The sequence below is a fragment of the Legionella donaldsonii genome (assembly GCF_900452385.1).
GTDB classification, from domain to species: Bacteria; Pseudomonadota; Gammaproteobacteria; order Legionellales; family Legionellaceae; genus Tatlockia; species Tatlockia donaldsonii.
Window position 1 is genome coordinate 903981 of record NZ_UGOA01000001.1, and the last position, 22657, is coordinate 926637.

Sequence of the window (22657 nt, forward strand, 5' to 3'; positions counted from 1 at the left end):
TTTCATGGCGGATTAGAGGAAAAATCGCAATGCATGGGTATAAACTTTAAGCAAAAATCGGTAAAATAAGCCACTTTAATCCATTTTGTAGTTAATATGCCAAAACGTACTGATATTCAATCCGTCCTCATTCTTGGTGCTGGTCCGATAGTCATTGGCCAAGCTTGTGAATTTGATTATTCAGGGACACAAGCCGTCAGGGCGTTGAAAGAAGAGGGATATAGAGTCATTTTGGTGAATTCTAATCCAGCAACGATCATGACCGACCCTGAACTTGCTGATGCAACCTATATTGAACCCGTGCAATGGCAGGAAGTAGCGCGAATTATTGACAAGGAACGTCCAGATGCTTTATTGCCAACCATGGGCGGGCAAACGGCTCTTAATTGTGCTTTGGATTTGGTAAGAGAAGGTGTATTAGAGAAGTATTCCGTTGAAATGATTGGGGCTACTCGTGATGCAATTGACAGAGCCGAAGACAGGGATAAGTTTCGCCAATTGATGAAGAAAATTGGTTTGGAGATGCCGCGCTCAGCAATTGCACACAGTTTGGAAGAGGCCTTTCAGGTACAGGCGCAACTGGGTTTTCCGACCATCATCAGGCCTTCTTTCACCATGGGCGGAAGTGGCGGGGGTATCGCCTATAATCGTGAAGAATTTGAAGAAATTTGTTCTCGTGGCCTCGAATTATCCCCTACCCATGAGTTATTACTTGATGAGTCCGTACTCGGTTGGAAAGAGTACGAGATGGAGGTGGTGCGCGATAAGAAGGACAATTGTATTATTGTTTGTACGATTGAAAATTTAGATCCCATGGGGGTCCATACCGGTGATTCAATTACTGTTGCACCGGCACAGACGTTGACTGACAAAGAATTCCAGCGCATGCGTGATGCAGCTATTAAAGTATTGCGTGCTGTGGGTGTCGACACTGGTGGTTCTAATGTGCAGTTTGCGGTTAATCCTGAAGATGGACGTATGCTAGTGGTAGAAATGAATCCACGGGTGTCACGCAGTTCTGCCCTGGCCTCCAAAGCAACAGGTTTTCCTATTGCTAAAATAGCCGCCAAGCTTGCCGTTGGCTACACGTTGGATGAGTTGGCCAATGAAATTACGGGGGGCAAAACACCGGCGTCCTTTGAGCCCAGTATTGACTATGTGGTTACTAAAATTCCGCGATTTAATTTTGATAAATTTCCTCAAACCCCAGCGACCTTAACTACCCAAATGAAGTCAGTAGGCGAGGTAATGGCAATTGGTTCTAATTTTCAGGAATCGTTACAGAAAGCAATTCGTGGTTTAGAAATAGGTCGCTGTGGTTTGGAACCTTTATTTACTAAAGGTGATATGGCACGTTTACGAGGCCATTTGCGTGAGCCTACGCCTGATCGATTATGGTATATCGCCGATGCCTTTCGCCAGGATTTATCGTTAGAAGAAATATACCAGGAGAGCAAAGTCGATCCCTGGTTTTTAGCACAGATTCAAGAGTTGGTGCTACTGGAACGACTTCTTCATGAAAAATCGATTCAAGACCTGGATAAAATCACGCTGCGCCATCTCAAACGGCATGGCTTTTCTGATGCTTACCTTGCTCGCCTTTTATATTGCAGTGAAGAACAGGTTAGAGCTCATCGATTAAAGCTGGGAGTAGTGCCGGTTTATAAACGCATTGATTCATGTGCGGGGGAGTTTCCCAGTGATACCGCTTATTTGTATTCCTGTTATGAAACGGTTTGTGAGGCAAGGCCTGAGACTGGCAAAAAGAAAATCATGATTCTTGGTGGAGGACCTAATCGCATAGGCCAGGGAATAGAATTTGATTATTGTTGCGTACATGCTGCTATGGCTTTAAGAGAGGCTGGCTATCAAACCATCATGGTGAATTGCAACCCTGAAACAGTATCGACTGATTTTGATACGTCTGATCGCCTTTATTTCGAGCCTGTTACTCTGGAAGATGTTTTGTCAATTGTTGCTGTTGAGAAACCAGCAGGGGTTATTGTGCACTATGGTGGACAAACACCGTTGAAATTAGCACGTGAACTGGAGGCAAACGGAGTGCCTATTATCGGTACGTCTCCAGATGCGATTGATCAAGCAGAAGATCGAGAACGCTTTCAGAAATTAGTGACTGAGTTGAACCTGCATCAGCCAGCCAACGGTACGGTACGTAGTGAAGAGGAGGCGATAGAGCTTGCTAAACGTATTGGTTACCCATTGGTGGTGAGGCCTTCCTATGTATTGGGTGGTCGAGCTATGGAAGTAGTCTATCAGGAAGACGATTTGCGTTATTATTTGGAGCATGCAGTGGCTGTTTCAAATGATTCGCCAGTATTACTGGATAAATTCTTAAACGACGCTATAGAAGTCGATATTGATGCAGTCTGCGATGGTGAAGAAGTAATGATAGGTGCCATCATGGAACACATAGAACAAGCTGGGGTGCATTCGGGTGACTCTGCCTGTACGTTACCTCCTTTTAGTTTAAGTGTAGTGGTGCAGCAGGATTTAATTGAGCAAATTCGCCAAATGGCGCTGAAGTTAGGGGTCGTTGGCTTAATCAATGCGCAATTTGCTATTCAGGCTGATGATATTTATGTGCTGGAAGTGAACCCGCGAGCATCACGAACGGTGCCTTTTGTTTCGAAAGCGACCGGATTACCTCTGGCAAAAATTGCAGCTCGTTGTAAAGTGGGTCAGAGTTTGAAGCAGCAAGGTTTAAGCCAGCACTATCCAATGCCCGCTTTTTACTCAATCAAACTTCCTGTGTTTCCTTTTATTAAATTCTCTGGTGTCGATTCAATTTTAGGGCCAGAAATGAAATCGACGGGCGAAGTCATGGGTATTGCCAGACGCTTTGGTCAAGCTTATGCTAAAGCACAGTTGGGAGCCGGTTGTAATATTGTTAAACGGCGGCGTGCTTTTGTTTCTGTGCGTGATGCGGATAAGGCACGAGTTGGCGAAATAGTTAAGCGGCTTATCCAATTGGGCTTTGAAATAATCGCAACCCGTGGTACAGCCTTGGTTTTGCAAGCGGCCGGGATTGATTGTCGACGAGTTTTTAAAGTGGCAGAAGGCAGACCGCATGTTGTCGATTTTATAAAAAATAATGAAATTGATTTTATTGTAAATACCACAGAAGGTAAGCAAGCAACAGCAGATTCCTTTGCCATTAGACGCAATGCGTTGCAGCATAAGGTCAGCTATACTACAACGCTCTCAGGTGCCGAAGCAGCATGTTTGGCAATGAAATACGAGGACCGTGAAACGGTTACCCGATTACAAGATTTACATTAAAGGTGGTGGTCTATGTCAAAACATCCTATGACAGTGCAAGGAGCAGAAGCGCTTAAAAATGAATTACAGCGTCTTAAATCAATTGAGAGACCGCGTATTATTGAAGCGATAGCAACTGCCCGCGAACATGGTGATTTGAAAGAAAATGCTGAATACCATGCTGCGCGTGAACAGCAAAGTTTTAACGAGGGACGGATTCAAGAGTTGGAGGCCAAACTTTCGAATGCTCAAATCGTTGATCTCAGTAAAGTAACGAATAATGGCAAGGTGGTATTTGGCGCAGTGGTTACCGTATGTCATTTACAAACTGATGCAGAACTCTCTTATCAAATTGTTGGTGAAGATGAAGCGGATATTAAAGTAAATAAAATTTCTTACAGTTCGCCAATTGGGCGCGCCTTAATTGGTAAACAAGTGGATGATACGGTAACAGTAGAAACACCCGGTGGCTTGGTTGAATACGAAATCATCGCTGTAGATTACCATTAGAATCGGTGGCCCGGGTGAAGGTATATCCGAAGCCCGGGATTCAAAATTAAGAGAGCAAGTGCTTTAAAATCCCGGGTTACAGTGTGCAGTCCAGGCTATAGGACTGCGTTCTTCGCAGAATCTTACGGTAAGTGATAAAAAGGGTTAGGCAGCTTGAATCCTTTTTGCATAAAACCGCCTTTCAGATCACTGTCTTGATCGCCAATCGATGCAATAACTGTATAACCTTGATTGACAATTGATTTTCGCGCCTGGGTTTTGAAAGGGGTAATCGAAGGTTGACGATAGGTATCAGGTCGTAAATAAAGGCCCGCCCAATGGTTAAAACCTGCACGTAATAAATTGGCTCTGGTTGCCTTTAATTCAGAAAGAGGGCGTCCAGTGACAAAAAAGACTTTCACACCATGTTTCAGGGCATCCTGGTAAAGAGCTAACATGGGTGCTATTGCTGGTGCATCGGCAGCTAAAATTTCTTTATGTAATTGGTCACGATTGGCAACAAAATCCCGTTTAACCATTTTATCGTAGTTACTTAAACTCGTCTCATCGATATCAAGTACGACAGCCAATTTTTTGGGATTTCTACTCTGGCTGTTTGCTAGAGCTTCTTTGACAATATAACCGCGTGCTTGGGCGATAACTTGTGCCAATTCTTTTTCATAAAGACCAGAATCATGATAAACCTGAATCTCTTTTTTAACTAAGCTAAGATTTGCAGGTTCAGCAAAACCAGGAGAGAAAAACAAAGCAGTACAACTGATTACTGCCAGAGTTTTCATGATAACTTTAAAAGATCCTTTCATCGGTCATTCCACTGAGAGTAAGTGCCGGCATTATAACGCCTAAAGAATGGATGTCAATTGCTCAGCTTGGCTATTTGTATTTCACTTGGTCGGTGTGATAAAATAAAGAACAACTCTATCTAATTGATCTTGAAGAAATTACTAACTCACGGAGTCAATTCTATTTTGATTGCCTCTGACTTCTAAAATGGAGTATCATTCGTCTTTTGCTTTAAATAGAACTGAATTAGTACTATATTAAAGAATATAATTCCTGTAAAATTAAGACTTATTTGGTACTAGATTATTTGGTGTGGGGGTGGTATGCTGCGCATCAGCAAATTGGCCGATTATGGAACAGTTGTGATGGTGTATCTCGCGAAGCGGGCACAAACGCTTTGTAATGCACGTGATATCGCGTTACACACTCATTTGACTGTACCAACAGTCAGCAAATTATTAAAACGCCTAACTGCAGCAGGATTACTGACTTCAGTACGTGGTGTGAGTGGAGGATACCGTTTGCAGCGGGCTGCAAGTGAGATATCAGTCGCCGCGATTATTTATGCTTTGGAAGAGCAGCGCGGGTTGACTGAGTGCAGTTTGCAACCGAATGAATGTTCCTTGCAGGGAGTCTGTCACATTCAAGGCAATTGGCGGTTAATAAGCCAAGCTATCGAAACAGCACTGGATAGTGTGAGTTTGGAGGCATTGGCAAAACCATCTCTCCAAGCGGTTGATATTAACCGCATCAGGCAGTTGGCAAGTGGAGTGAGTAATGGCGAAAAGCAGTGAACAAATTAATTCCCTCCTCGAGCGGGAATATCAACATGGTTTCGTTACAGACATTGAGGTTGAAACCTTCGAGCCAGGTTTGGACGAAGAGGTGATTCGTCGTCTGTCGGCAATTAAAGGTGAGCCAGAGTTCTTATTGCAATGGCGTTTGGCTGCATTCAGGCATTGGCAAACTATGCCGCATCCTGAATGGTCCAGTGTGCATTACTCGCCAATCGATTATCAGGCTATTTCTTATTATTCGGCCCCCAAAAGTAAAAAAGATGCACCTAAAAGTCTTGATGAAGTTGATCCGGAGTTATTGAGGACTTATGAGAAATTAGGTATTCCTTTAAAAGAACAGGAAATGCTTGCCGGTGTAGCCGTTGATGCAGTTTTTGATAGTGTCTCTGTGGCGACAACCTTTAAGGCGAAGTTGGCTGAGGTTGGTGTTATTTTCTGTCCTTTTTCAGAGGCTGTGCATAAATACCCTGATTTGCTACGCCAATACCTGGGCTCTGTTGTGCCTTATCGTGATAATTTTTATGCAGCACTTAATTCAGCTGTATTTAGTGATGGCTCTTTTATTTATATTCCCAAGGGCGTACGTTGTCCTATGGAATTATCTACTTATTTTCGTATTAATGCCGCTTCAACGGGTCAGTTTGAACGTACTCTAATTATTGCAGATAGTGATAGCTATGTATCTTACCTGGAAGGTTGTACCGCACCGATGCGTGATGAGAATCAATTGCATGCGGCAGTGGTTGAATTAGTAGCACTGGAAGGCGCGCAGATTAAATATTCAACCGTACAAAATTGGTATCCGGGTGATAAAGAAGGGAAAGGTGGTATTTATAATTTTGTTACAAAGCGCGGTGCTTGTCGCGGTAAACGCTCGAAAATTTCGTGGACACAAATTGAAACGGGTTCGGCAATTACCTGGAAATACCCTAGTGTCATTTTGCAAGGTGATGATTCAGTCGGTGAGTTTTATTCTGTAGCACTTACTAATAATTTTCAGCAGGCTGATACTGGAACGAAGATGATCCATTTGGGTAAAAACACACGTTCTACCATTATCTCCAAAGGAATCAGCGCTGGTCGATCACACAATGCTTACCGTGGCCTGGTGCGTATCGCTCCTACGGCCACCAATGCGCGTAATTATACGCAATGTGATTCCATGTTAATGGGTTCTGAATGTTCAGCCCATACTTTTCCTTATATTGAGGTTAAAAACCCTACGGCACAATTAGAGCATGAAGCAACCACGTCTAAAATCAGTGAAGAACAGTTGTTTTATTGTCAACAGCGCGGCATCGATACAGAAGACGCCGTCTCCATGATCGTCAATGGGTTCTGCAAACAAGTCTTGAAAGAGTTACCTATGGAGTTTGCTGTAGAGGCTACTAAGTTATTAGGCATTAGTTTGGAAGGGGCAGTCGGTTAATATGTTAGCAATCAATCAATTAAATGTCGCAATTAATGCGCAACCTATTCTAAAAGGCATTGATCTCACCGTAAAACCAGGTGAAGTTCATGCCATTATGGGACCCAATGGTTCTGGTAAAAGTACCTTATCAAAAGTTTTGGCCGGACACCCGGCCTATGAGATAACCGATGGTTCCATCACTTATTTAGGAAAGGATTTATTGCCCTTGGCACCTGAAGAACGTGCTCAAGCGGGAATTTTTATGTCTTTCCAATACCCGGTTGAAATTCCTGGTGTAACCAATATTAATTTCCTTAAAGCCGCGGTGAATGCGGTACGTAAAGGGCAGGGTAAAAACACGCTGGATGCCATTGAGTTTTTAAGTTTTATTCGCGAAAAATGTCAGTTATTAGATATGGATGAGAGTTTTTTATACCGAAGCATCAATGAAGGATTTTCTGGTGGTGAGAAAAAGCGCAATGAAATTTTACAGATGCTGGCTCTTGAACCGAAACTTGCCATTCTTGATGAAACAGATTCAGGCCTGGATATTGATGCATTGCGGATTATTTCGCAGGGAGTCAATGCCATGCGTTCGCCGGAACGCGCCATCATTCTGGTAACCCACTATCAGCGATTGTTAGATTATATTGAACCTGATTTTATTCATGTGTTAGCCAATGGTCGTATCATTAAGTCTGGTGACAAGTCATTAGCATTAGAGTTGGAGAAAAAAGGATACAGTTGGCTTGAGGAGATTGAGCAGGCATGAGTGAACTCCTTGATTTTTATAAGCAGCAAGCGAAGACAGGGATATCAACCATACCCTGGCTAGCCGAATTACAGGCAAAAGGCTTGCGTGAATTGACTCGCTACGGTTTTCCAACACGACAGGATGAGGATTGGAAATACACGCTGGTAGACTCATTTTTGCAGCAACGCTTTGCAAAACAGCAGGGTCTTTTGACGCCTGAATCGACGCCTCCTCGTTCTGATTTACCAGCAAGCATGCAATTAATTATCCAGAATGGTCAAGTATTTGGTACTGATCTACTTGCCAAACAATTGCCGGCAGGGGTTCTAGTACAATCGCTTGCCCAGGCTCTTGAGCAACAGACTGATAAGATTAAGCCCTATTTGGGGCAATTGTTACGTCACGAAAATGGGTTTCATGCGTTAAATACAGCGATGTTGGCCACCGGTGTTGTTATTTATTTGCCAGCAGGTGTTTGTGTTGAAGAACCGATTGTTTTATCGCATTGGCAAGATCAAGCCAATCAGGCTGTTTATGGCCGCCATCTCATTATTGCTGAGGAAGGGAGTCAGGCTACGATCATTGAAGAATATCGAGGTGAAGAAGCGTGTAGTTATTTTACCAACACGATTACTGAGGTATTTGCTGCCGCGCATGCCAAAGTGCTTCATTATAAAATTCAGCGTGAGAGTAAGTTGGCTTATCACATTGGCTATCTTGCAGCGAAGTTGGCAAAAAATAGTCAATTTGATAGTCATTCTTTGAGTTTGGGTGGCAAACTGGTCCGTAGTGATATGAGCCTGGATTTGCAGGAAGAAAATGCGCGTTGTTTACTTAATGGTATTTATGCTCCTGCCGAAGGCCAGCATATTGATCATCACACGACCATCCATCATAGAGTACCCAATTGCCAGAGCGAACAGGATTATAAAGGGATTTTGAGCGGGCGTTCCCGTGCTGTGTTTAATGGCAAAGTAATCGTAGCCAGGGGAGCACAGCATACCCAAGCCAAACAGCAAAATAAGAATCTGCTGTTATCTGCACAGGCCGAAATTGATAGTAAACCGCAATTAGAAATTTTTGCTGATGACGTGGTTTGTACACATGGAGCGACAGTAGGGCAATTGGATGAGGATGCTTTGTTCTATTTGGCAACTCGTGGAATAGATAGACGTGAAGCAAGTAGTTACTTAATCCATGCGTTTGCCGCTGATAATTTACGTCTTCTTCCGCATCGTACGCTTGCGGAATGGATGGGGACTTTGCTAAATCAGCAGTTGAGGTGAGAGTATGAGTGCAGCAACAGCTTTAATTGAAGATCGGGATATAGAGGCTATTCGTGCTGATTTTCCGGTACTGAATCAAACAATAAATGACTATCCCTTAACTTACTTGGATAATGCAGCAACGACGCAAAAACCCAAGTCAGTGATCGACGCGATTGCCCATTATTATTCTTATGATAATGCGAATGTACATCGCGGGGTGCATGCTTTAAGTGTACGCGCTACACAACAATATGAAGCGGTGCGTAACAAAGTGCAGCATTTTATTAATGCTCGCTCCGCTCGTGAATGTATTTTTGTGCGTGGGACGACGGAAGCGATTAATCTGGTCGCACAAAGTTTTGTTGCTCCACGAATCCTTCCTGGCGAAGAAATTTTGATCACTCATATGGAACATCATTCCAATATTGTTCCCTGGCAAATGGTTTGTAAAAAAACCGGTGCCCGCTTACGAGTCGCCCCTATTTCCATTGAGGGCGAAATCCTGTTGGACGAATTTGAAAAAATGCTGAATGAAAACACGAAATTTGTTTCTATCAGCTATGCCTCAAATGCTTTGGGTACCATTAATCCCGTTGCAAAAATGATTGAGATGGCTCATGCCCATGGTGCTTTGGTCTTGCTAGATGGTGCACAAGCCACAGCACATTTGCCTATTGATGTGCAGGCCCTGGATTGCGATTTTTATGCTTTTTCTGGTCATAAAATGTATGGGCCTACGGGCATTGGTGTGTTATGGGGGAAAGAACATCTCCTGGATGATATGGTGCCTTATCAAGGTGGCGGCGAGATGATTAACTACGTTACTCTTGAAGCAACCGAATACGCTGCCCTGCCTCACAAGTTTGAAGCAGGTACTCCCAATATAGCGGGGGTAATTGGCTTAGGTGCTGCTATGGATTATCTATGGTCTTTGGATATGGAGGCCGTTGCCGCTTACGAAGCCCACTTGCTTGATTATGCCACCTTGGCTGTGCAGTCGGTGAAGGGGTTTAATATTATTGGTACAGCGAAACAAAAAGTACCGGTTATTTCTTTTGTCCATGGAAAAATTCATGCGCATGATATTGGCACAATATTAGATAGTGCTGGCATTGCTATTCGTAGTGGCCATCACTGTGCGATGCCATTAATGAGTTTTTTTGATGTGGCTGCAACAAGCCGAATTTCCTTATCTTTCTATAATACGAAGGAAGAAATTGATCGTTGTATTCGAGCCTTGCATAAGGTGAAAGAGGTATTTGCATGAGTATGGAATTGCGGGAGCTTTATCAGGAAATTATTATTGATCATAATCGCAATCCGCGTAATCACCATCCTATGCCTGATGCAACGACCCAAGCGAATGGGTTTAACCCTCTTTGTGGTGATAAATTGACTGTTTATCTGAAACTTGAGGCTGGGATTATCGTTGATGTAAGTTTTGTTGGTTGCGGTTGTGCAATTTCACAGGCCTCTGCCTCGCTAATGACAGAAGCCCTGGTTGGTAAAACAGTTGAAGAAGCGCATCAATTGTTTGAGCGTTTTCATACGATGGTAACCAAAGATGATGATAACCAATTACTCTCTTTAGACAAGCTTGCTGTGCTGGCTGGTGTAAGGGCTTATCCTGCACGGGTTAAATGTGCCACCCTGGCCTGGCATACTCTGGAAGCTGCACTCTCGAAGAGTTCAGAAACTGTTTCTACGGAGTAATTGTCATGTTTGGATTTAAAAAAAAGCAGGATCATGACCTTTTAAAAGAACAGATCATCACAGCGCTTAGAAACGTCTTTGATCCGGAAATACCAGTTAATATTTATGATTTGGGTTTGATTTATGATGTTGCTATTAATGAAGAACAGCATGTTCACATCCAGATGACTTTAACTACGCCTGGTTGTCCGGTAGCACAAACGTTTCCCGGTACTGTTGAACAAGCGGTTAATCAAGTTGAAGGAGTCAGTGATTGCACCGTTGAATTGGTTTGGGACCCGCCGTGGACGCAAGAACGAATGACCGAAGCAGCGCGTCTTGAATTAGGGATTTTTTATTAATGGATAAGGAAGTACTCTGGAAGCCTTCTGCGTCTATAGAATTTTTGCAGCAGCGAGCAAGAATCCTTAGCCAAATTCGTGAGTTTTTCAATCAACGCGGTTATTTGGAAGTCGAGACGCCAATTATGGCGCGTTTCGGTATCACTGATGTTTATTTAGCAAATATCAAAGCAATTTTTCGTGAACAAAGTTATTGCCTGCAAACGTCACCGGAATACCACATGAAGCGTTTATTGGCTGCGGGCAGTGGACCTATTTTTCAATTAGCACGAGTTTTTCGTGACGATGAATTGGGTCGTTGGCATAACCCAGAATTTACCATGCTTGAATGGTATCAATTGGATATTGATCATCATGCTTTGATGGATGAAATGGATGCTTTGTTACAATTGATCTTGAATTGCCAACCCATGTTGAGAAAAACCTATCAACAGGTTTTTCTTGAGCATTGTGATTTTGATCCTCATACAGCAACAATTCCCCAGTTACAAAAGATTGTCCACCGATTTGAACTGGATAACGTGCTCACAGCCAATGAACAAGATCCGGATCAATATTTGTTTTTATTAATGAGTCACGTGGTTGAACCTGCACTGGGCAAAGAACCTTTGCCTGTGGCTGTTTATAATTTCCCACCCTCACAAGCCGCTTTGGCGAAGATCAATCAAGGGGTTGCTGAGCGCTTTGAAATTTACTTTAAAGGCGTTGAACTGGCGAATGGTTTCCATGAACTCACTGATGCCAAGGCTCAGGCATTACGTTTTAAACAGGATCTGGCTATTCGTGCACGGCAAGGTCTATCTCAGCCTCAACCCGATGAATATTTGTTGCAAGCATTGGAACATGGTTTACCACCCTGCAGTGGCGTTGCTCTGGGCATTGATAGACTTCTAGCTTTGGCCTGTAACCAATCAGCGATTGCAAACATCTTGGCTTTTGATTTTAGCCGGGCTTAAGTTTAATTGAGCGTGCTCATTACCTCCGACTTCTCTACCTAAAAACCCTATAACCACTTCCTGGGATTGGCTTAAAACGCTCTTGAAAAACAAGAAAAAGAGAAAAATAATTACGCCTTGGTTGCTCAGAGGGATTTTTTAGCCTTGCGAGGATCCGAATGATCCAGCAAATACTGCAACGATGACGAATTTTGGCTCTAGTCTTGTGATTTCTGGCAATAAAATTAGCCTCGCTAGAACGCGCTGTGTCCGCATTTTTATTCCATAGCGCTTATTTTTATTATTCTGTTTAAGGCCACTTTGTGGCCTTATCTATTGGATACAGCGTTGTAAATCTGGTTTGGTAATTAGCTGAACATCTGAGGTGACCTAGGGTTAAAGAAGGATTTGACCTCCTATACACAATCTTATCCACAGAATTTGTGGATAAGACTTGTGAAGCCCTATACATACCTATTGATATTTTGGATTAGGGCTAAGATTAGCCTTGGTGAAGAGGGCTCTTTCTTTGAAGAGCCCTGGGCTTGAAAACATCTATAGATGTAAAAAAAAGTATCATTTTAGGAGGAGGAATTTTATTGGGTTATAATTTTGTAGCTTTCTTTATCAGAATAATAACTCGTTTTCTCATCGGAGACTTTAATGCCTAACAATACTGGTTCGGACCACTTGGAAATTTTAGTGGATACTGATTGCTCTCACGATGATATTAAATGGCTTAAAAATGCTTTAAACGAATATAATGCAGAAGCATTGCCAGGTAATAATCACCATTTTACGGTGATTAACAGGGATTCTAAAGCTAATATTATTGCTGGCGCTTTTATCTGGACTCATGGCGATACCATGTATTTGGATACGCTCTATGTCGATAAAAAACATAGGAAACAGGGATTTGGCTCACTCATTCTGCATGCGGCTGAATCAAAGGGTCTTGTCCTAAATTGTACGCGATGTATTACCGATACCCTTGGTTTCCAGGCGCAGCCCTTTTATGAAAAATTAGGCTATAAAGTCATTGCCGAAGTACCGGATTATATTCAAGGCCATGCACGTATCTATTTAGAAAAATCCCTGCGGTAAACCTTATACGCACTATTATGGGGCTGGATTTAGTTGGCGCCAAAGTTTATAAACTTCAATTCCCTCCGGATCAGGGTGGTAAGTCATTGGTAAATTGCGCGCTTGCCAGGGTTTGCCAAATTCAGCATAAAAATTATCCAAAGTAAAATATTTCCGATGATCAACATAATAATGGGAATAATCATCGCGTGTAGTAATAAAGGTCACTTTAAGTGGGCTACAATAATACATTGCTGCAAGACACATGGGGCAGGGGTGAGCAAGAATATAAAACTCACAATCAGTCAGATGCTCCGTACCTAACTTTGTACAAGCTTCACGGATAGCAACAATTTCTGCATGGGCAGTCGGATCCTTGGTTTGTGCAACTTGGTTTGTTGCTTGAGCAATGACATGGCCCTGTTGGACTATGAGGCAGGCAAAGGGTCGGCCGCCATGTTTTACATTTTCTTTTGCCAGAGCAATAGTCTGTTTAATAAAATTAGTCATGGTGCTCTCCCGTCCTAGATAGTAGATAGGTAAACAGTCCCTACCCAAATTCCTTCGTTAAAGCGTCAATCAGATGTGGATAGTGAAATTGATAGCCATTTTCCAGTAAACGTTTGGGCATGACTCGTTGTCCTTGGAGCAATAAACAGTCTCCCATTTCACCAAACAGCATACGTATAATAAATGCCGGGATTTTAAATAATAACGGACGATGCATGGCTTTGGCCAGTGTACGAGCAAATTCTGCCTGGCTTACCGGATAGGGTGATGTGAGATTAAAGGCACCGGTTAATTCAGGGTTATCCAATAAGAATAAAAAAGCGTCGACAAGATCCTGGCTATGTACCCAGGAAATGACTTGTCTGCCATCACCTACTATCGAGCCTAAGCCAAAATAAAAACTGGGGGCTAGTTTTTTTAACATACCCTGACCTTTTTTAAGCACAACACCAAAACGGGTAATCGTTGTTTGCATGCCATGCTCAATTGCTGGTTGCAAGGCTTGCTGCCAGCGTAGCCCTATCTCGTTAAGGAAATCCCGCGGGTGGTTAAAATCAAGGATGCTGTTTTCGTCAAAAGCGTCCGGAGCCCCATTCTCCTGCAGGCCATAAATACCGACTGCATTTGCGCAGTAAAATCGAGGTCTTGCCTGTTGCTTGATGGCCCAATCGATCAAAGCAGTACTTGTGTTGACACGCGATTCAATAAGTTGTTTTTTGACTTCTGTAGTCCAGCGGGATGCGCCGATGTTGTAACCACAAAGATTGATGAGTACATCATAGGCCTGGGCATCCAGTTCATGTAGAGTATCCCAAGTACAACTGGTGACCGTGTTGGAAAAGCACTGTTGTAAGGTTGCTCTGTTTCGCCCTAACACAGTAAGATTATGCTCGGCTAATGCTTTTACTAATTCCTGGCCAATAAAGCCAGACGCGCCAGCAATTAAGATCTTCATGAAAAATTACCTTCCTCTTTAAGACTATTAATGACTGCCTCTGATAATGAAGTGAGCTTTAATGTTTCCTTTAAGGTAGCGCGTAAAGCATCAATGCTCAAGCGTTTGGAGGCGAGCATAAACTCTCTTTTCATTGGGCTTGCTAATGCCCAGATTTGTTCCCACGGTTCATAAGGTGCTGCTTCTAATCCAAGTGCTTGTGCAACTTGTTGTTGTAAAGTCCCCAACAGGTCTGGTTTACCATCAGCGATATTATAAATGCCGCTTAACTCAATTTTTTCGGCAAACTGATAAGCAATCTCACTGAGATCATGCACGTAGATATGATTGGTGTAAGGGGCTTCACGAGGCGCAAGAAGCGGTTTTTGAGCCATGGCGGCTTGCAGTGGCAAGCGATTGGGTCCATAAATACCCGCCACACGAAACAGAACGCAAGGAATTTGCTGTTGCTTACAAAAGGTGAGCCATTGCTGTTCGGCATTTAAGCGACGATGTTGTCTGGGATGATCCAAATTGCAGCTTGACTGTTCGTTAACCCAGTTTCCCTGGTGATTACCATAAACACCACTGGAACCAAAATAGATAATCTTGGCAGGTTGTATGGAACTTAGGCTAAGAAAGGTCTGCAGAATGTTATCCTGTTCACCTTCACTGGCGGGTGGAATTAAATAATAAAGGACGGTGTTTTTTTCTTGCCATAGAAAAGGTTTATTAATGTCGTGAGTAATGTGTTGTAAACCTGGCAAATTCATTGATTCGTCAAGATGACGTGATATAGCCGTCACCGTTTGTTGCCGGTTTAATAAATATTGTGCCAAATGATAGCCACAATAACCGTAGCCGATAATCAGGTGGTGCATGAATGCTCCTATAAATTATTCCTAAAGCGGCACAAACTTTGATAGTCGCAATTCTGGCAAACTGAACCGTTATTGGGCCTGGGAGGACAATGGCCTTGGCTGAACTCACCGGCTAAATCATTCAATTGACTTTGCCAGTGTTGGCGATAATCAACCCAGTTTTCGTCTTTTTTTAAAGCTATTATGCCGGGAATAGGATACGTTTCTGCACTTAATCCTTTACAGGTTAACTGACCAGCTTTTAACTCGGCAAACAACAGTGCATTAATTGTTTCATCTAATAAAGCATAGAGTAAGAGTTGAGGCTCCTGTGGGCGATCTTCTTTCCATGGCAGGCTTTGCGGCAAACTACTTTTATAATCGATCACCCATTTTTTATTCTCTGCAACGTTATCTAAACGGTCAACCCGTACATAAAAATCAATTCCAGCCAGATTAATGGTAAACGTTTGTTCTAAAGCATCTACGCTAAATGGTGGTCGTTGCCGTTCCCATGTCAGGCAGGCATGGACTAATCGTTTAAGCCTTACTAGTTCAACGTCCTTTATCAGAGTAGAGAAAGAGGATGGTCTTTGTTTTACCAAAGGTTCTATGGCGGAGGTAATGGCGTTCACGATAAGTTCGTTTAACTGCCCTTCATCAAGAGATAAAAGATTTTCTTGAGTTTGCAACGTTTGCCATAATAGCTCCATGATCTTATGAATTAACTGACCACGCTCCATCGCGTCTGGACCCGTTGACATTTCCGCGGCTGCTCTTACATGGAGACGATGGGCGGCAAAGGCTCTAAACGGGCATTTGGCCTGATTTGCCAAGATAGCAGTTCCGCCACGAATGTTTTCATTGTCGATCAGTGGCAGGTAGTAGGTTTCATTGAAACTTGTTAGATGCGATTGTTGAGCGACTGTTTCAATAAGTGGCGCATAGTAGGTTTCTAAATCGACAAGCAAGGGACTTGGCATATTTGGCTGATCCTTGCTTAAGCGAGAATAGCTAAATACGGTATGTGCGCTACTGTTTTTTAATCTTGCTAAGGTTTTTTGTGCCAATTGCAGTTCACGTAGCGGGTCTGCGTGTGGCATGGAATAAGCACGCTGCAAGGAAATAGGTATAAAGGCTGATAGTCTTGCTTTTTGTGGTAAACATTGATCAGTAAGACCTGTGACCCAAAGGCTTTCAAACAGACAACCTGATGCCTCTAATAAACCAAGAACCTGAATAACCGCTTTTGCTTTTTTGGGTTGAAAGATGGTTGATTTCAATAGTTCGTTTAAAGTCAGGAGAGCCTGCTCTTTGTTCATACTTGGTGTAATTAGTGCCAATTGTTTAAATTCGTCAAATACGATTAAAAAGCGCTGATAACATTGATACGTTGCTGAGTCGAGAGGATATTCACCAGGAAATCCCATTGCTGCGAGCCGTGTCTTAAATGCGTTTGCCCAAGTTTGTGGGGACGCTTGTTCAGGATAGGCCGTTATATTTTCCAGGACTTTAGCAAGTTTAGGCGCGGTATAATGCCAGTCTTTAATCAATGTGCTAGAGGCAATATTGAGTTCTCGTAATGAAGAACTGTCTTCCATACATTGTGCCCTTGCTAACATTTCTGTTTGTGAGTAGGCAAGGTAAGGCGAGTGTAAGAGCAAGCGTGCTTGCTGGGCTGTTATTGTTTTTCCATCGAGATGCAGCCAGCATAAAGCGTGTGCGACTAAAGGGTAATCAGCCAAGGCTTGACCTAAAGACAGGTTGAATTGTTCTACGGGAAACTGCTGTTGTAAAAGACGTTGTAAGCCCTGCGATTGAATTTGTAAATCAGGGACAACGACTGCAATATGCGTTTCTCCTTGGGCTAGGCGTCCTTTTATCCAATGGATAAGTTGTTGCTGTTCATCGTCGTCATTTTGTGCGATACATTGGTAACCGATAGCTGACTGGGGGGCCAAATCGTAATGATAGATTTGACAACCTTGAGCATTAAATAGTTTTTGCAATGCTTTTTGTTGGGGGGTGTAATCATCAAAACAAGCCCAGATTAAGGGTTGCGCATCTAATATGTTCTGTTGCCTACTTAGATAAGTCGCTAATTCGTCTTCTGTTATTGCATCCAGTTTGTCGAGTTCTTGTTGAAGTTGCAGCGCCCATTGCTGAAACTGGCGAGTTTGTGCCGTGTAAGAAAAGGCTGGGTGATGAAAATCGAGTTGCCATAAATGACAACGGGTCCATGCTTCTTCAACGGCGTTTAATAATCCCTCGTTAACAGGTAGTGATGTGTGATTACTAAGTATTTGGCGCCATAAATGACGAAGTTGCTGTGTGGTTAATACGATAGGGTAATTAGTGTGCGGGTTTTTATGCCTTATTTTTTTGAAAGTATCTAATAAAAATGCCCGGTATGGAAAACATCGGGGTTTATCTTGAATGGAAAGAGGGACGGCAGCAAAAAAATCATTTAACAGTTCGGTGCTTAAGCGATTATTAGGAGTAATAACAATAGCCCCTTCTCGCATAAGGGTTAATAACTGTGTTTTATTATTCATCAGATTTAGTGGAATCAGTTTTGCTTTGTTTATTTTCTAGTTGCCGCTTTTCATCCACAGCGAGGAGGCCTGGGAAAAAGTGCTTATTAAAATAAATGGCTACCAAGCCTGTAAGAGGGATGAGCCATAGACCAATCGTTAATGTTAAGGATAATAACACTACACCATACACAACAAAATAGTCTTGCCAGTGGTGGAAACGAGCAAAAAAACTGGGGTTGCTTAAGTAAGAATGAGTCAATACGCCTAAACTACCTAAAATAAGTGATAGGCAGGCTAATAAAATACCAATAAAAAAAGGACGTAACCAGTGGCCTTTTTTTGCTAAAACCTCCCCAAATATCCCTCCAGCAAAAGCACCGGTAATTGCGGCGATCAATAGCGAGGGTAATAGAGGCAGTGACAAACTGTCTTTTAGTGATAATAAGGTGTATTTAGTAAACAGCATAAATAGCACAGCAAAAATAGCAAAGAAAATAGCCCCAGCAAATTTGGGGCTTAATGGATTTTGGTCGTCAGCTTTCAAGGTCATAGCACCCGCCATTTAGTGAGTTATTATTTTATCATTCTTAGTCTGCTTCACTGCTTCTGCTTTTTGTTGTAAAGAGACAGGCGTTGTTTGCCGCTGATTTTTTGAATGTAGTATGTCGTAAACTAAATGTCCACGTAAATACATCGCTGCAAATCCCGCCGCAATAGCCAACCAGAGTCCTGCCAGTATAAAGCTGTATAGTAAGACAAATAAATACATAACAGCCAAATTACTGAAGGTTGAGCCCTCAAAAGAATGGCTATAGGAGCCCCTGAGAAGATAAATGAATCCCAAATCATAAAAAGGCAGAGCCACAATAACCATTAAAAACCCCCATAAAAAAGTTTTACGGCGATAAGGTTGAGGACAATGAACAATACGTTCTCCAAAAAGGGCTCCAAAACAGGCTGCTACAATAACGGCTAGAAGAATCGCCTGAAAAGTTGGTAACAGTCGTTCTAATCCTATCGAATAAAAGAATAAATCAATGATTACAGTCGCGATAACGGCTAACAAAGCGAAATAAACAGCCGAGAGTAAACGGGGATTTGAAATAGTAAGTGCTTCATCTTCATGACTCATGATTGTACTCCTGAATAAAGCGGTTGCTTATTACAACCATGCTGTTAAAGGCATATTTAATTTTCCTTTAAGTTAATTTTAGACCATAATGACGTCCTTTTGATCCTGCTTCAGCCCCCTAATTGAAGACAATTGATCTTTATTGACTGTGCAGAGATACTTGGGAAACACCAAGGATGATTCCACGCCCGAGATCAACAATGAGACGCCTATTTCATTTAACCAAACTCATTAAACGCCTACGGTTTTTATTTCTTTTTTTTGTATTATTGCTTTTTTGTTTTTCTAAAGCATTGGAGTCACAGTTCGAGCTATCAAGAGTGACTGATTTATTTTTTCTGATTCTGATTATCTGTAGTTTGGTATTAATCGGAGAACGGGGGAATAAGCTATTGTTATTGATTCTTGGTATCGCTTGTATTGAGCTATTGCTTATTGTTATTAGTCTATGGTTGGCTCAATCGTGGGTAGGAGTAATCAAGGCATTTTTTGCTACTTGCTATTTTTCTTTGATGACTGCTGGTTGTTTACATTATACCTTGGCGGATAAAACAATTAGTGTAACCACGTTATTTGGTTCTCTATCCGCTTATCTTTTTATTGGACTGGCCTATGCCTATCTTGATCTGTTTGTTTATATGCTGGATCCTGGCGCGTTTTTGGGTTTAGTTGATAGGACTGAGAATACGATGATTTATTATTCTTTTGTAACCCTCACTACGTTGGGATTTGGCGACATCGTTCCTAAAAGTCCAATTGCCCAAACCTTATCCTGGTTTGAGTCATTTACAGGTCAGGCCTATCTTGCTGTCCTTATGGGACAGTTAGTCGGCCGTTACGTGGCAGACCGGTTATTGCATACACAGAATTTCAAAACTAAAATTCAGAATTAAATAAGTGCATCTGAATGGACTTCCCACAAATCCCTAGGTATTAATGGGCACGCCCTGGTCTGAGGATTTTGATAAGTCAGCTGCTTTATCGTTTTCGTGTAATTCAAGCCACATTGCGTTTAATACCGCGAAGGTACAAGCCAAGCCTGTACCCAAAATCCAAGAAAAATACCACATGATTAATAACTCCTAATAGGCTGTTTCGTGATTGGCCTTAATCGTTTCAACGGTTACTTTACCACGCAACACACGGTAAACCCAGGCGGTGTAGATTAAGATAATAGGCAAGAAAATTGCTGTTGCTATCAACATAATAAAAAGGGTTAACTGGCTAGAGGAACTGTCCCAGACAATTAAACTTTGTTCCGGATTAGAGGAAGAGGGCAGAATGAATGGGAACATACTAACCCCGACAGTTGCAATGATGCCAATAATAGAAACAGCACTAAAAATAAAAGCCAGGCGGGCTTTTGCTGCAACTAATATGGCTAAAAGAGCACCGGCAATACCGAGTATCGGTACAAGCAAGGTAACAGGCATGTCCTGAAAATTAGAGAACCAGGCTCCTGCATGGCGAGCAGCGTTTTTATAGAGCGGGTTAGATGGGCCATCGTGCAAGGGTGAGTTAGTTAAAATATAACCATCAATGCCATAGTAAACCCACAAGCCCCCACAGATAAATAGAACGATGGTTAATGCAGCGCAAATCTTCCCTGCAGTTTTTGCGCGTTGCTGGAGATCTCCTTCTGTTTTGACATGAATGAAAAAAGCGCCATGCATTGCAAGCATGGATACAGAAAGTAAACCGCACAATAAAGCAAATGGATTCAGTAAAGCAACGAATGTCCCTGTATAGAAAGGACGTAAACTGTCATCAAAATGAAAAGGTACGCCTTGTAAGACATTACCAACAGCGACTCCAAAGATTAATGAAGGAACAAATCCACCTGTAAACAAGGCCCAATCCCAACAAGAACGCCATCCAGGATGGGACATTTTGGAGCGATACTTAAAGCCTACTGGGCGCAAAATCAGAGCAAGCAAGATAAGTAACATTGCCAGATAAAAGCCTGAGAAAGAAATGGCGTAGAGCATGGGCCATGCTGCAAAGATTGCACCACCACCCAAGATAAACCAAACCTGGTTCCCTTCCCAGGTTGGCGCAATGCTATTAATAAGAATTCGTCTTTCCCAATCATTTCTAGAAAGGCAGGGTAACCACATGGCAACACCGAGGTCAAAGCCGTCCATTATGGCGAAACCAATCAGCAGAACACCTAATAGAACCCACCATATAACACGTAATGTTTCGTAATCTAAGGGCATTATGCTTCTCCAGTTTGATGTTGCATGCCATCGGGGCCGAGACGGATGTATTTCACCATTAAATAGACTTCAACTATGGCGAGGGCGGTGTAGAACAGGATAAAACCCGCGAGTGAAGTTAACAACTGCGATGAATGAAGAGAAGAAGTACCCATAAATGTTGGTAAAATACCTTGTACCACCCAAGGTTGGCGTCCATATTCTGCTACTACCCAACCAAGTTCCGCAGCAATCCATGGTAAAGGCAATGACCAGAACGCGATGTGTAAATACCAGCGTGTCGTGTGAAGTCTGCGTCTAACAATGAGATAGAAACCAACAGCAAATAAGAGAATAAAGAAAATTCCGCAAGCAACCATGATACGGAAGGAGAAAAATAGAGGGATAACGTGTGGTTTCAAATCCTGAGCTGCCTGTGCAATTTGTTCTTCACTGGCGTCAGTAACGGTTTCCGTATATTTCTTAAGTAACAAGCCGTATCCCAGGTAGTTACCATGTTGCTCAAACGCAATTTTTGCTGCTTCATCATTGCGGTTTTTCTGCAAACGGGTTAAAGCGTCATAGGCCAGGATCCCTTCACGAATTTGTTGTTTTCCTTGTTCAATGAGATCGTAAATACCTTCCATTGGTTCATTAAATGAACGGGTAGCAATAATTCCCAATACATAGGGAATCTCAATGGCGTAATCGGTTTTCATCTCTTTTTCGTTTGGAATACCAATAAAGGTTAAACCGGCAGGCGCTTTTTCAGTGTGCCACATTGCTTCTATGGCGGCTAATTTCATTTTTTGGTTTGAGTTTGAGAGATACCCACTTTCATCACCTAACACGACTACTGATAAAGCGGAGGCTAAGCCAAAAGAAACAGCAACCGTCATAGAACGTTTGGCTAATTCTTTGTTGCGGCCGCGCAAGAGAAAATAGGCGCTAACTGCCAGGACAAAGATAGCTCCAGTCACATAACCAGCACTTATGGTATGAACAAATTTTGCTTGCGCAACGGGATTGAACATAACTTCAGCAAAGTCAGTGACTTCCATACGCATCGTTTGATAATCAAATTTTGCACCAACAGGATTTTGCATCCAGCCGTTAGCAATCAAGATCCATAATGCCGATAAATTGGTACCTAGCGCAAGTAACCAGGTACAACACATGTGTTGGAATTTACTTAATCTATCCCAGCCAAAGAAGAATAGACCTACAAAAGTCGCTTCTAAAAAGAAAGCCATCAGTCCTTCAATAGCTAATGGCGCACCAAAGATATCACCAACATAATGTGAGTAGTAAGCCCAATTTGTTCCAAATTGGAATTCCATGGTTAAACCGGTTGCTACCCCCAAGACGAAATTAATGCCAAATAAGATACCCCAATAACGTACCATTTGACGCCAAATCTCTCGGCCAGTCATCACATAAACTGTTTCCATAATGGCTAATAATAAAGACAGGCCCAAAGTTAATGGAACAAAGAGAAAATGGTAAAGTGCAGTAAGGGCGAATTGTAGACGAGAGAGATCAACTATTTCACTACCAGGAATCATCAGCATCACCTCAAAAGTTGGAGGTTTATAAGGCTAAAAAGAAATGT

The 22657-nt window shown here is 42.4% G+C and carries 22 protein-coding genes; 12 read left to right on the forward strand and 10 right to left on the reverse strand.

The genetic code is table 11. From position 1 onward, the window contains the following. The first annotated feature begins 96 nt into the window (after positions 1-96). Positions 97-3300, forward strand: coding sequence for a carbamoyl-phosphate synthase large subunit (carB, locus tag DYC89_RS04235; protein ID WP_115220646.1), 3204 nt, complete (start codon positions 97-99; stop codon positions 3298-3300). Positions 3301-3312: 12 nt separating this feature from the next. Continuing rightward, a complete protein-coding gene (gene greA / locus DYC89_RS04240) occupies positions 3313-3789 on the forward strand; it encodes a transcription elongation factor GreA (RefSeq protein WP_115220647.1) in 477 nt (158 codons plus the stop codon). A gap of 122 nt (positions 3790-3911) precedes the next feature. Here greA and DYC89_RS04245 read toward each other — a convergent pair whose 3' ends face one another. Continuing rightward, complete coding sequence (locus DYC89_RS04245; RefSeq protein ID WP_412754764.1) at positions 3912-4592, reverse strand: HAD family acid phosphatase; 681 nt, start codon at positions 4590-4592, stop codon at positions 3912-3914. 303 nt (positions 4593-4895) lie between these two features. On the opposite strand from DYC89_RS04245, the gene DYC89_RS04250 reads away from it, so the two are divergent. From DYC89_RS04250 to DYC89_RS04290, 9 genes are all read left to right on the forward strand, one after another. Next, entirely contained in the window at positions 4896-5366 is a 471-nt protein-coding gene (locus tag DYC89_RS04250) for an SUF system Fe-S cluster assembly regulator (RefSeq protein WP_019218120.1), read from the forward strand. After that, positions 5350-6798, forward strand: a complete 1449-nt coding sequence (gene sufB, locus DYC89_RS04255; protein ID WP_115220648.1) for a Fe-S cluster assembly protein SufB — start codon at positions 5350-5352, stop codon at positions 6796-6798. Before DYC89_RS04250 ends, sufB begins: the two co-directional genes overlap by 17 nt. 1 nt (position 6799) lies before the next feature. Further along, complete coding sequence (gene sufC, locus DYC89_RS04260) at positions 6800-7552, forward strand: Fe-S cluster assembly ATPase SufC (protein ID WP_115220649.1); 753 nt, start codon at positions 6800-6802, stop codon at positions 7550-7552. Continuing rightward, complete coding sequence (gene sufD, locus DYC89_RS04265; protein WP_115220650.1) at positions 7549-8820, forward strand: Fe-S cluster assembly protein SufD; 1272 nt, start codon at positions 7549-7551, stop codon at positions 8818-8820. Before sufC ends, sufD begins: the two co-directional genes overlap by 4 nt. 4 nt (positions 8821-8824) lie before the next feature. Beyond that, complete coding sequence (locus tag DYC89_RS04270) at positions 8825-10069, forward strand: cysteine desulfurase (RefSeq protein ID WP_115220651.1); 1245 nt, start codon at positions 8825-8827, stop codon at positions 10067-10069. Continuing rightward, positions 10066-10515 (forward strand): Fe-S cluster assembly sulfur transfer protein SufU, encoded by a 450-nt coding sequence (sufU, locus tag DYC89_RS04275; protein WP_058446533.1) that lies wholly within the window; start codon positions 10066-10068, stop codon positions 10513-10515. The genes DYC89_RS04270 and sufU overlap by 4 nt, the downstream gene beginning before the upstream one ends. 5 nt (positions 10516-10520) lie before the next feature. After that, complete coding sequence (locus DYC89_RS04280; RefSeq protein WP_115220652.1) at positions 10521-10856, forward strand: SUF system Fe-S cluster assembly protein; 336 nt, start codon at positions 10521-10523, stop codon at positions 10854-10856. Further along, entirely contained in the window at positions 10856-11812 is a 957-nt protein-coding gene (gene epmA, locus DYC89_RS04285; RefSeq protein WP_115220653.1) for an elongation factor P--(R)-beta-lysine ligase, read from the forward strand. The genes DYC89_RS04280 and epmA overlap by 1 nt, the downstream gene beginning before the upstream one ends. A 642-nt stretch (positions 11813-12454) precedes the next feature. Continuing rightward, on the forward strand, positions 12455-12895 hold the full coding sequence (locus tag DYC89_RS04290) for a GNAT family N-acetyltransferase (protein ID WP_115220654.1): 441 nt from the start codon (positions 12455-12457) through the stop codon (positions 12893-12895). A gap of 15 nt (positions 12896-12910) precedes the next feature. Here the strand turns inward: DYC89_RS04290 and DYC89_RS04295 are convergent, their stop codons facing one another. Genes DYC89_RS04295 through DYC89_RS04320 form a run of 6 tightly spaced genes read right to left on the reverse strand, consistent with a single transcriptional unit; the run spans position 12911 to position 18847 of the window. Further along, positions 12911-13384 carry a nucleoside deaminase gene (locus DYC89_RS04295; RefSeq protein WP_115220655.1) on the reverse strand — a complete coding sequence of 158 codons (474 nt, stop codon included), beginning with the start codon at positions 13382-13384 and terminating at the stop codon, positions 12911-12913. Positions 13385-13424: 40 nt separating this feature from the next. Further along, positions 13425-14339 carry a TIGR01777 family oxidoreductase gene (locus tag DYC89_RS04300; protein WP_115220656.1) on the reverse strand — a complete coding sequence of 305 codons (915 nt, stop codon included), beginning with the start codon at positions 14337-14339 and terminating at the stop codon, positions 13425-13427. Next, positions 14336-15199 (reverse strand): SDR family oxidoreductase, encoded by an 864-nt coding sequence (locus DYC89_RS04305; protein ID WP_115220657.1) that lies wholly within the window; start codon positions 15197-15199, stop codon positions 14336-14338. Before DYC89_RS04305 ends, DYC89_RS04300 begins: the two co-directional genes overlap by 4 nt. Before the next feature lie 8 nt (positions 15200-15207). Beyond that, positions 15208-17733, reverse strand: coding sequence for a PD-(D/E)XK nuclease family protein (locus DYC89_RS04310; protein ID WP_115220658.1), 2526 nt, complete (start codon positions 17731-17733; stop codon positions 15208-15210). Continuing rightward, positions 17726-18265, reverse strand: a complete 540-nt coding sequence (locus DYC89_RS04315) for a hypothetical protein (protein ID WP_147285472.1) — start codon at positions 18263-18265, stop codon at positions 17726-17728. The genes DYC89_RS04310 and DYC89_RS04315 overlap by 8 nt, the downstream gene beginning before the upstream one ends. A 12-nt stretch (positions 18266-18277) precedes the next feature. After that, positions 18278-18847, reverse strand: a complete 570-nt coding sequence (locus DYC89_RS04320) for a hypothetical protein (protein WP_115220660.1) — start codon at positions 18845-18847, stop codon at positions 18278-18280. A 200-nt stretch (positions 18848-19047) separates the two neighbouring features. Here DYC89_RS04320 and DYC89_RS04325 point away from each other — a divergent pair, with 200 nt between their 5' ends. Further along, positions 19048-19740, forward strand: coding sequence for a potassium channel family protein (locus tag DYC89_RS04325; protein WP_181879318.1), 693 nt, complete (start codon positions 19048-19050; stop codon positions 19738-19740). 33 nt (positions 19741-19773) lie between these two features. Here DYC89_RS04325 and cydX read toward each other — a convergent pair whose 3' ends face one another. The 3 genes from cydX to DYC89_RS04340 are packed head-to-tail and all read right to left on the reverse strand — an operon-like array spanning position 19774 to position 22610. Then, positions 19774-19920 carry a cytochrome bd-I oxidase subunit CydX gene (gene cydX / locus DYC89_RS04330; protein WP_220271786.1) on the reverse strand — a complete coding sequence of 49 codons (147 nt, stop codon included), beginning with the start codon at positions 19918-19920 and terminating at the stop codon, positions 19774-19776. Positions 19921-19929: 9 nt separating this feature from the next. Next, positions 19930-21066 (reverse strand): cytochrome d ubiquinol oxidase subunit II, encoded by a 1137-nt coding sequence (cydB, locus tag DYC89_RS04335; RefSeq protein WP_115220663.1) that lies wholly within the window; start codon positions 21064-21066, stop codon positions 19930-19932. Further along, on the reverse strand, positions 21066-22610 hold the full coding sequence (locus DYC89_RS04340; RefSeq protein ID WP_115220664.1) for a cytochrome ubiquinol oxidase subunit I: 1545 nt from the start codon (positions 22608-22610) through the stop codon (positions 21066-21068). The genes cydB and DYC89_RS04340 overlap by 1 nt, the downstream gene beginning before the upstream one ends. Positions 22611-22657 lie beyond the last annotated feature (47 nt).

Bases quoted from the DNA above. Each gene is read 5' to 3' on its own strand.
- epmA (WP_115220653.1), top strand. From the start codon at position 10,856: ATGGATAAGGAAGTACTCTGGAAGCCTTCTGCGTCTATAGAATTTTTG.
- carB (WP_115220646.1), top strand. From the start codon at position 97: ATGCCAAAACGTACTGATATTCAATCCGTCCTCATTCTTGGTGCTGGT.
- DYC89_RS04290 (WP_115220654.1), top strand. From the start codon at position 12,455: ATGCCTAACAATACTGGTTCGGACCACTTGGAAATTTTAGTGGATACT.
- DYC89_RS04280 (WP_115220652.1), top strand. From the start codon at position 10,521: ATGTTTGGATTTAAAAAAAAGCAGGATCATGACCTTTTAAAAGAACAG.
- DYC89_RS04340 (WP_115220664.1), bottom strand. From the start codon at position 22,610: ATGATTCCTGGTAGTGAAATAGTTGATCTCTCTCGTCTACAATTCGCC.
- sufU (WP_058446533.1), top strand. From the start codon at position 10,066: ATGAGTATGGAATTGCGGGAGCTTTATCAGGAAATTATTATTGATCAT.
- DYC89_RS04300 (WP_115220656.1), bottom strand. From the start codon at position 14,339: ATGAAGATCTTAATTGCTGGCGCGTCTGGCTTTATTGGCCAGGAATTA.
- DYC89_RS04270 (WP_115220651.1), top strand. From the start codon at position 8,825: ATGAGTGCAGCAACAGCTTTAATTGAAGATCGGGATATAGAGGCTATT.
- DYC89_RS04320 (WP_115220660.1), bottom strand. From the start codon at position 18,847: ATGAGTCATGAAGATGAAGCACTTACTATTTCAAATCCCCGTTTACTC.
- DYC89_RS04310 (WP_115220658.1), bottom strand. From the start codon at position 17,733: ATGAATAATAAAACACAGTTATTAACCCTTATGCGAGAAGGGGCTATT.
- DYC89_RS04325 (WP_181879318.1), top strand. From the start codon at position 19,048: ATGAGACGCCTATTTCATTTAACCAAACTCATTAAACGCCTACGGTTT.
- DYC89_RS04305 (WP_115220657.1), bottom strand. From the start codon at position 15,199: ATGCACCACCTGATTATCGGCTACGGTTATTGTGGCTATCATTTGGCA.
- DYC89_RS04250 (WP_019218120.1), top strand. From the start codon at position 4,896: ATGCTGCGCATCAGCAAATTGGCCGATTATGGAACAGTTGTGATGGTG.
- DYC89_RS04315 (WP_147285472.1), bottom strand. From the start codon at position 18,265: ATGACCTTGAAAGCTGACGACCAAAATCCATTAAGCCCCAAATTTGCT.
- greA (WP_115220647.1), top strand. From the start codon at position 3,313: ATGTCAAAACATCCTATGACAGTGCAAGGAGCAGAAGCGCTTAAAAAT.
- cydB (WP_115220663.1), bottom strand. From the start codon at position 21,066: ATGCCCTTAGATTACGAAACATTACGTGTTATATGGTGGGTTCTATTA.
- DYC89_RS04295 (WP_115220655.1), bottom strand. From the start codon at position 13,384: ATGACTAATTTTATTAAACAGACTATTGCTCTGGCAAAAGAAAATGTA.
- sufD (WP_115220650.1), top strand. From the start codon at position 7,549: ATGAGTGAACTCCTTGATTTTTATAAGCAGCAAGCGAAGACAGGGATA.
- sufB (WP_115220648.1), top strand. From the start codon at position 5,350: ATGGCGAAAAGCAGTGAACAAATTAATTCCCTCCTCGAGCGGGAATAT.
- DYC89_RS04245 (WP_412754764.1), bottom strand. From the start codon at position 4,592: ATGAAAGGATCTTTTAAAGTTATCATGAAAACTCTGGCAGTAATCAGT.
- sufC (WP_115220649.1), top strand. From the start codon at position 6,800: ATGTTAGCAATCAATCAATTAAATGTCGCAATTAATGCGCAACCTATT.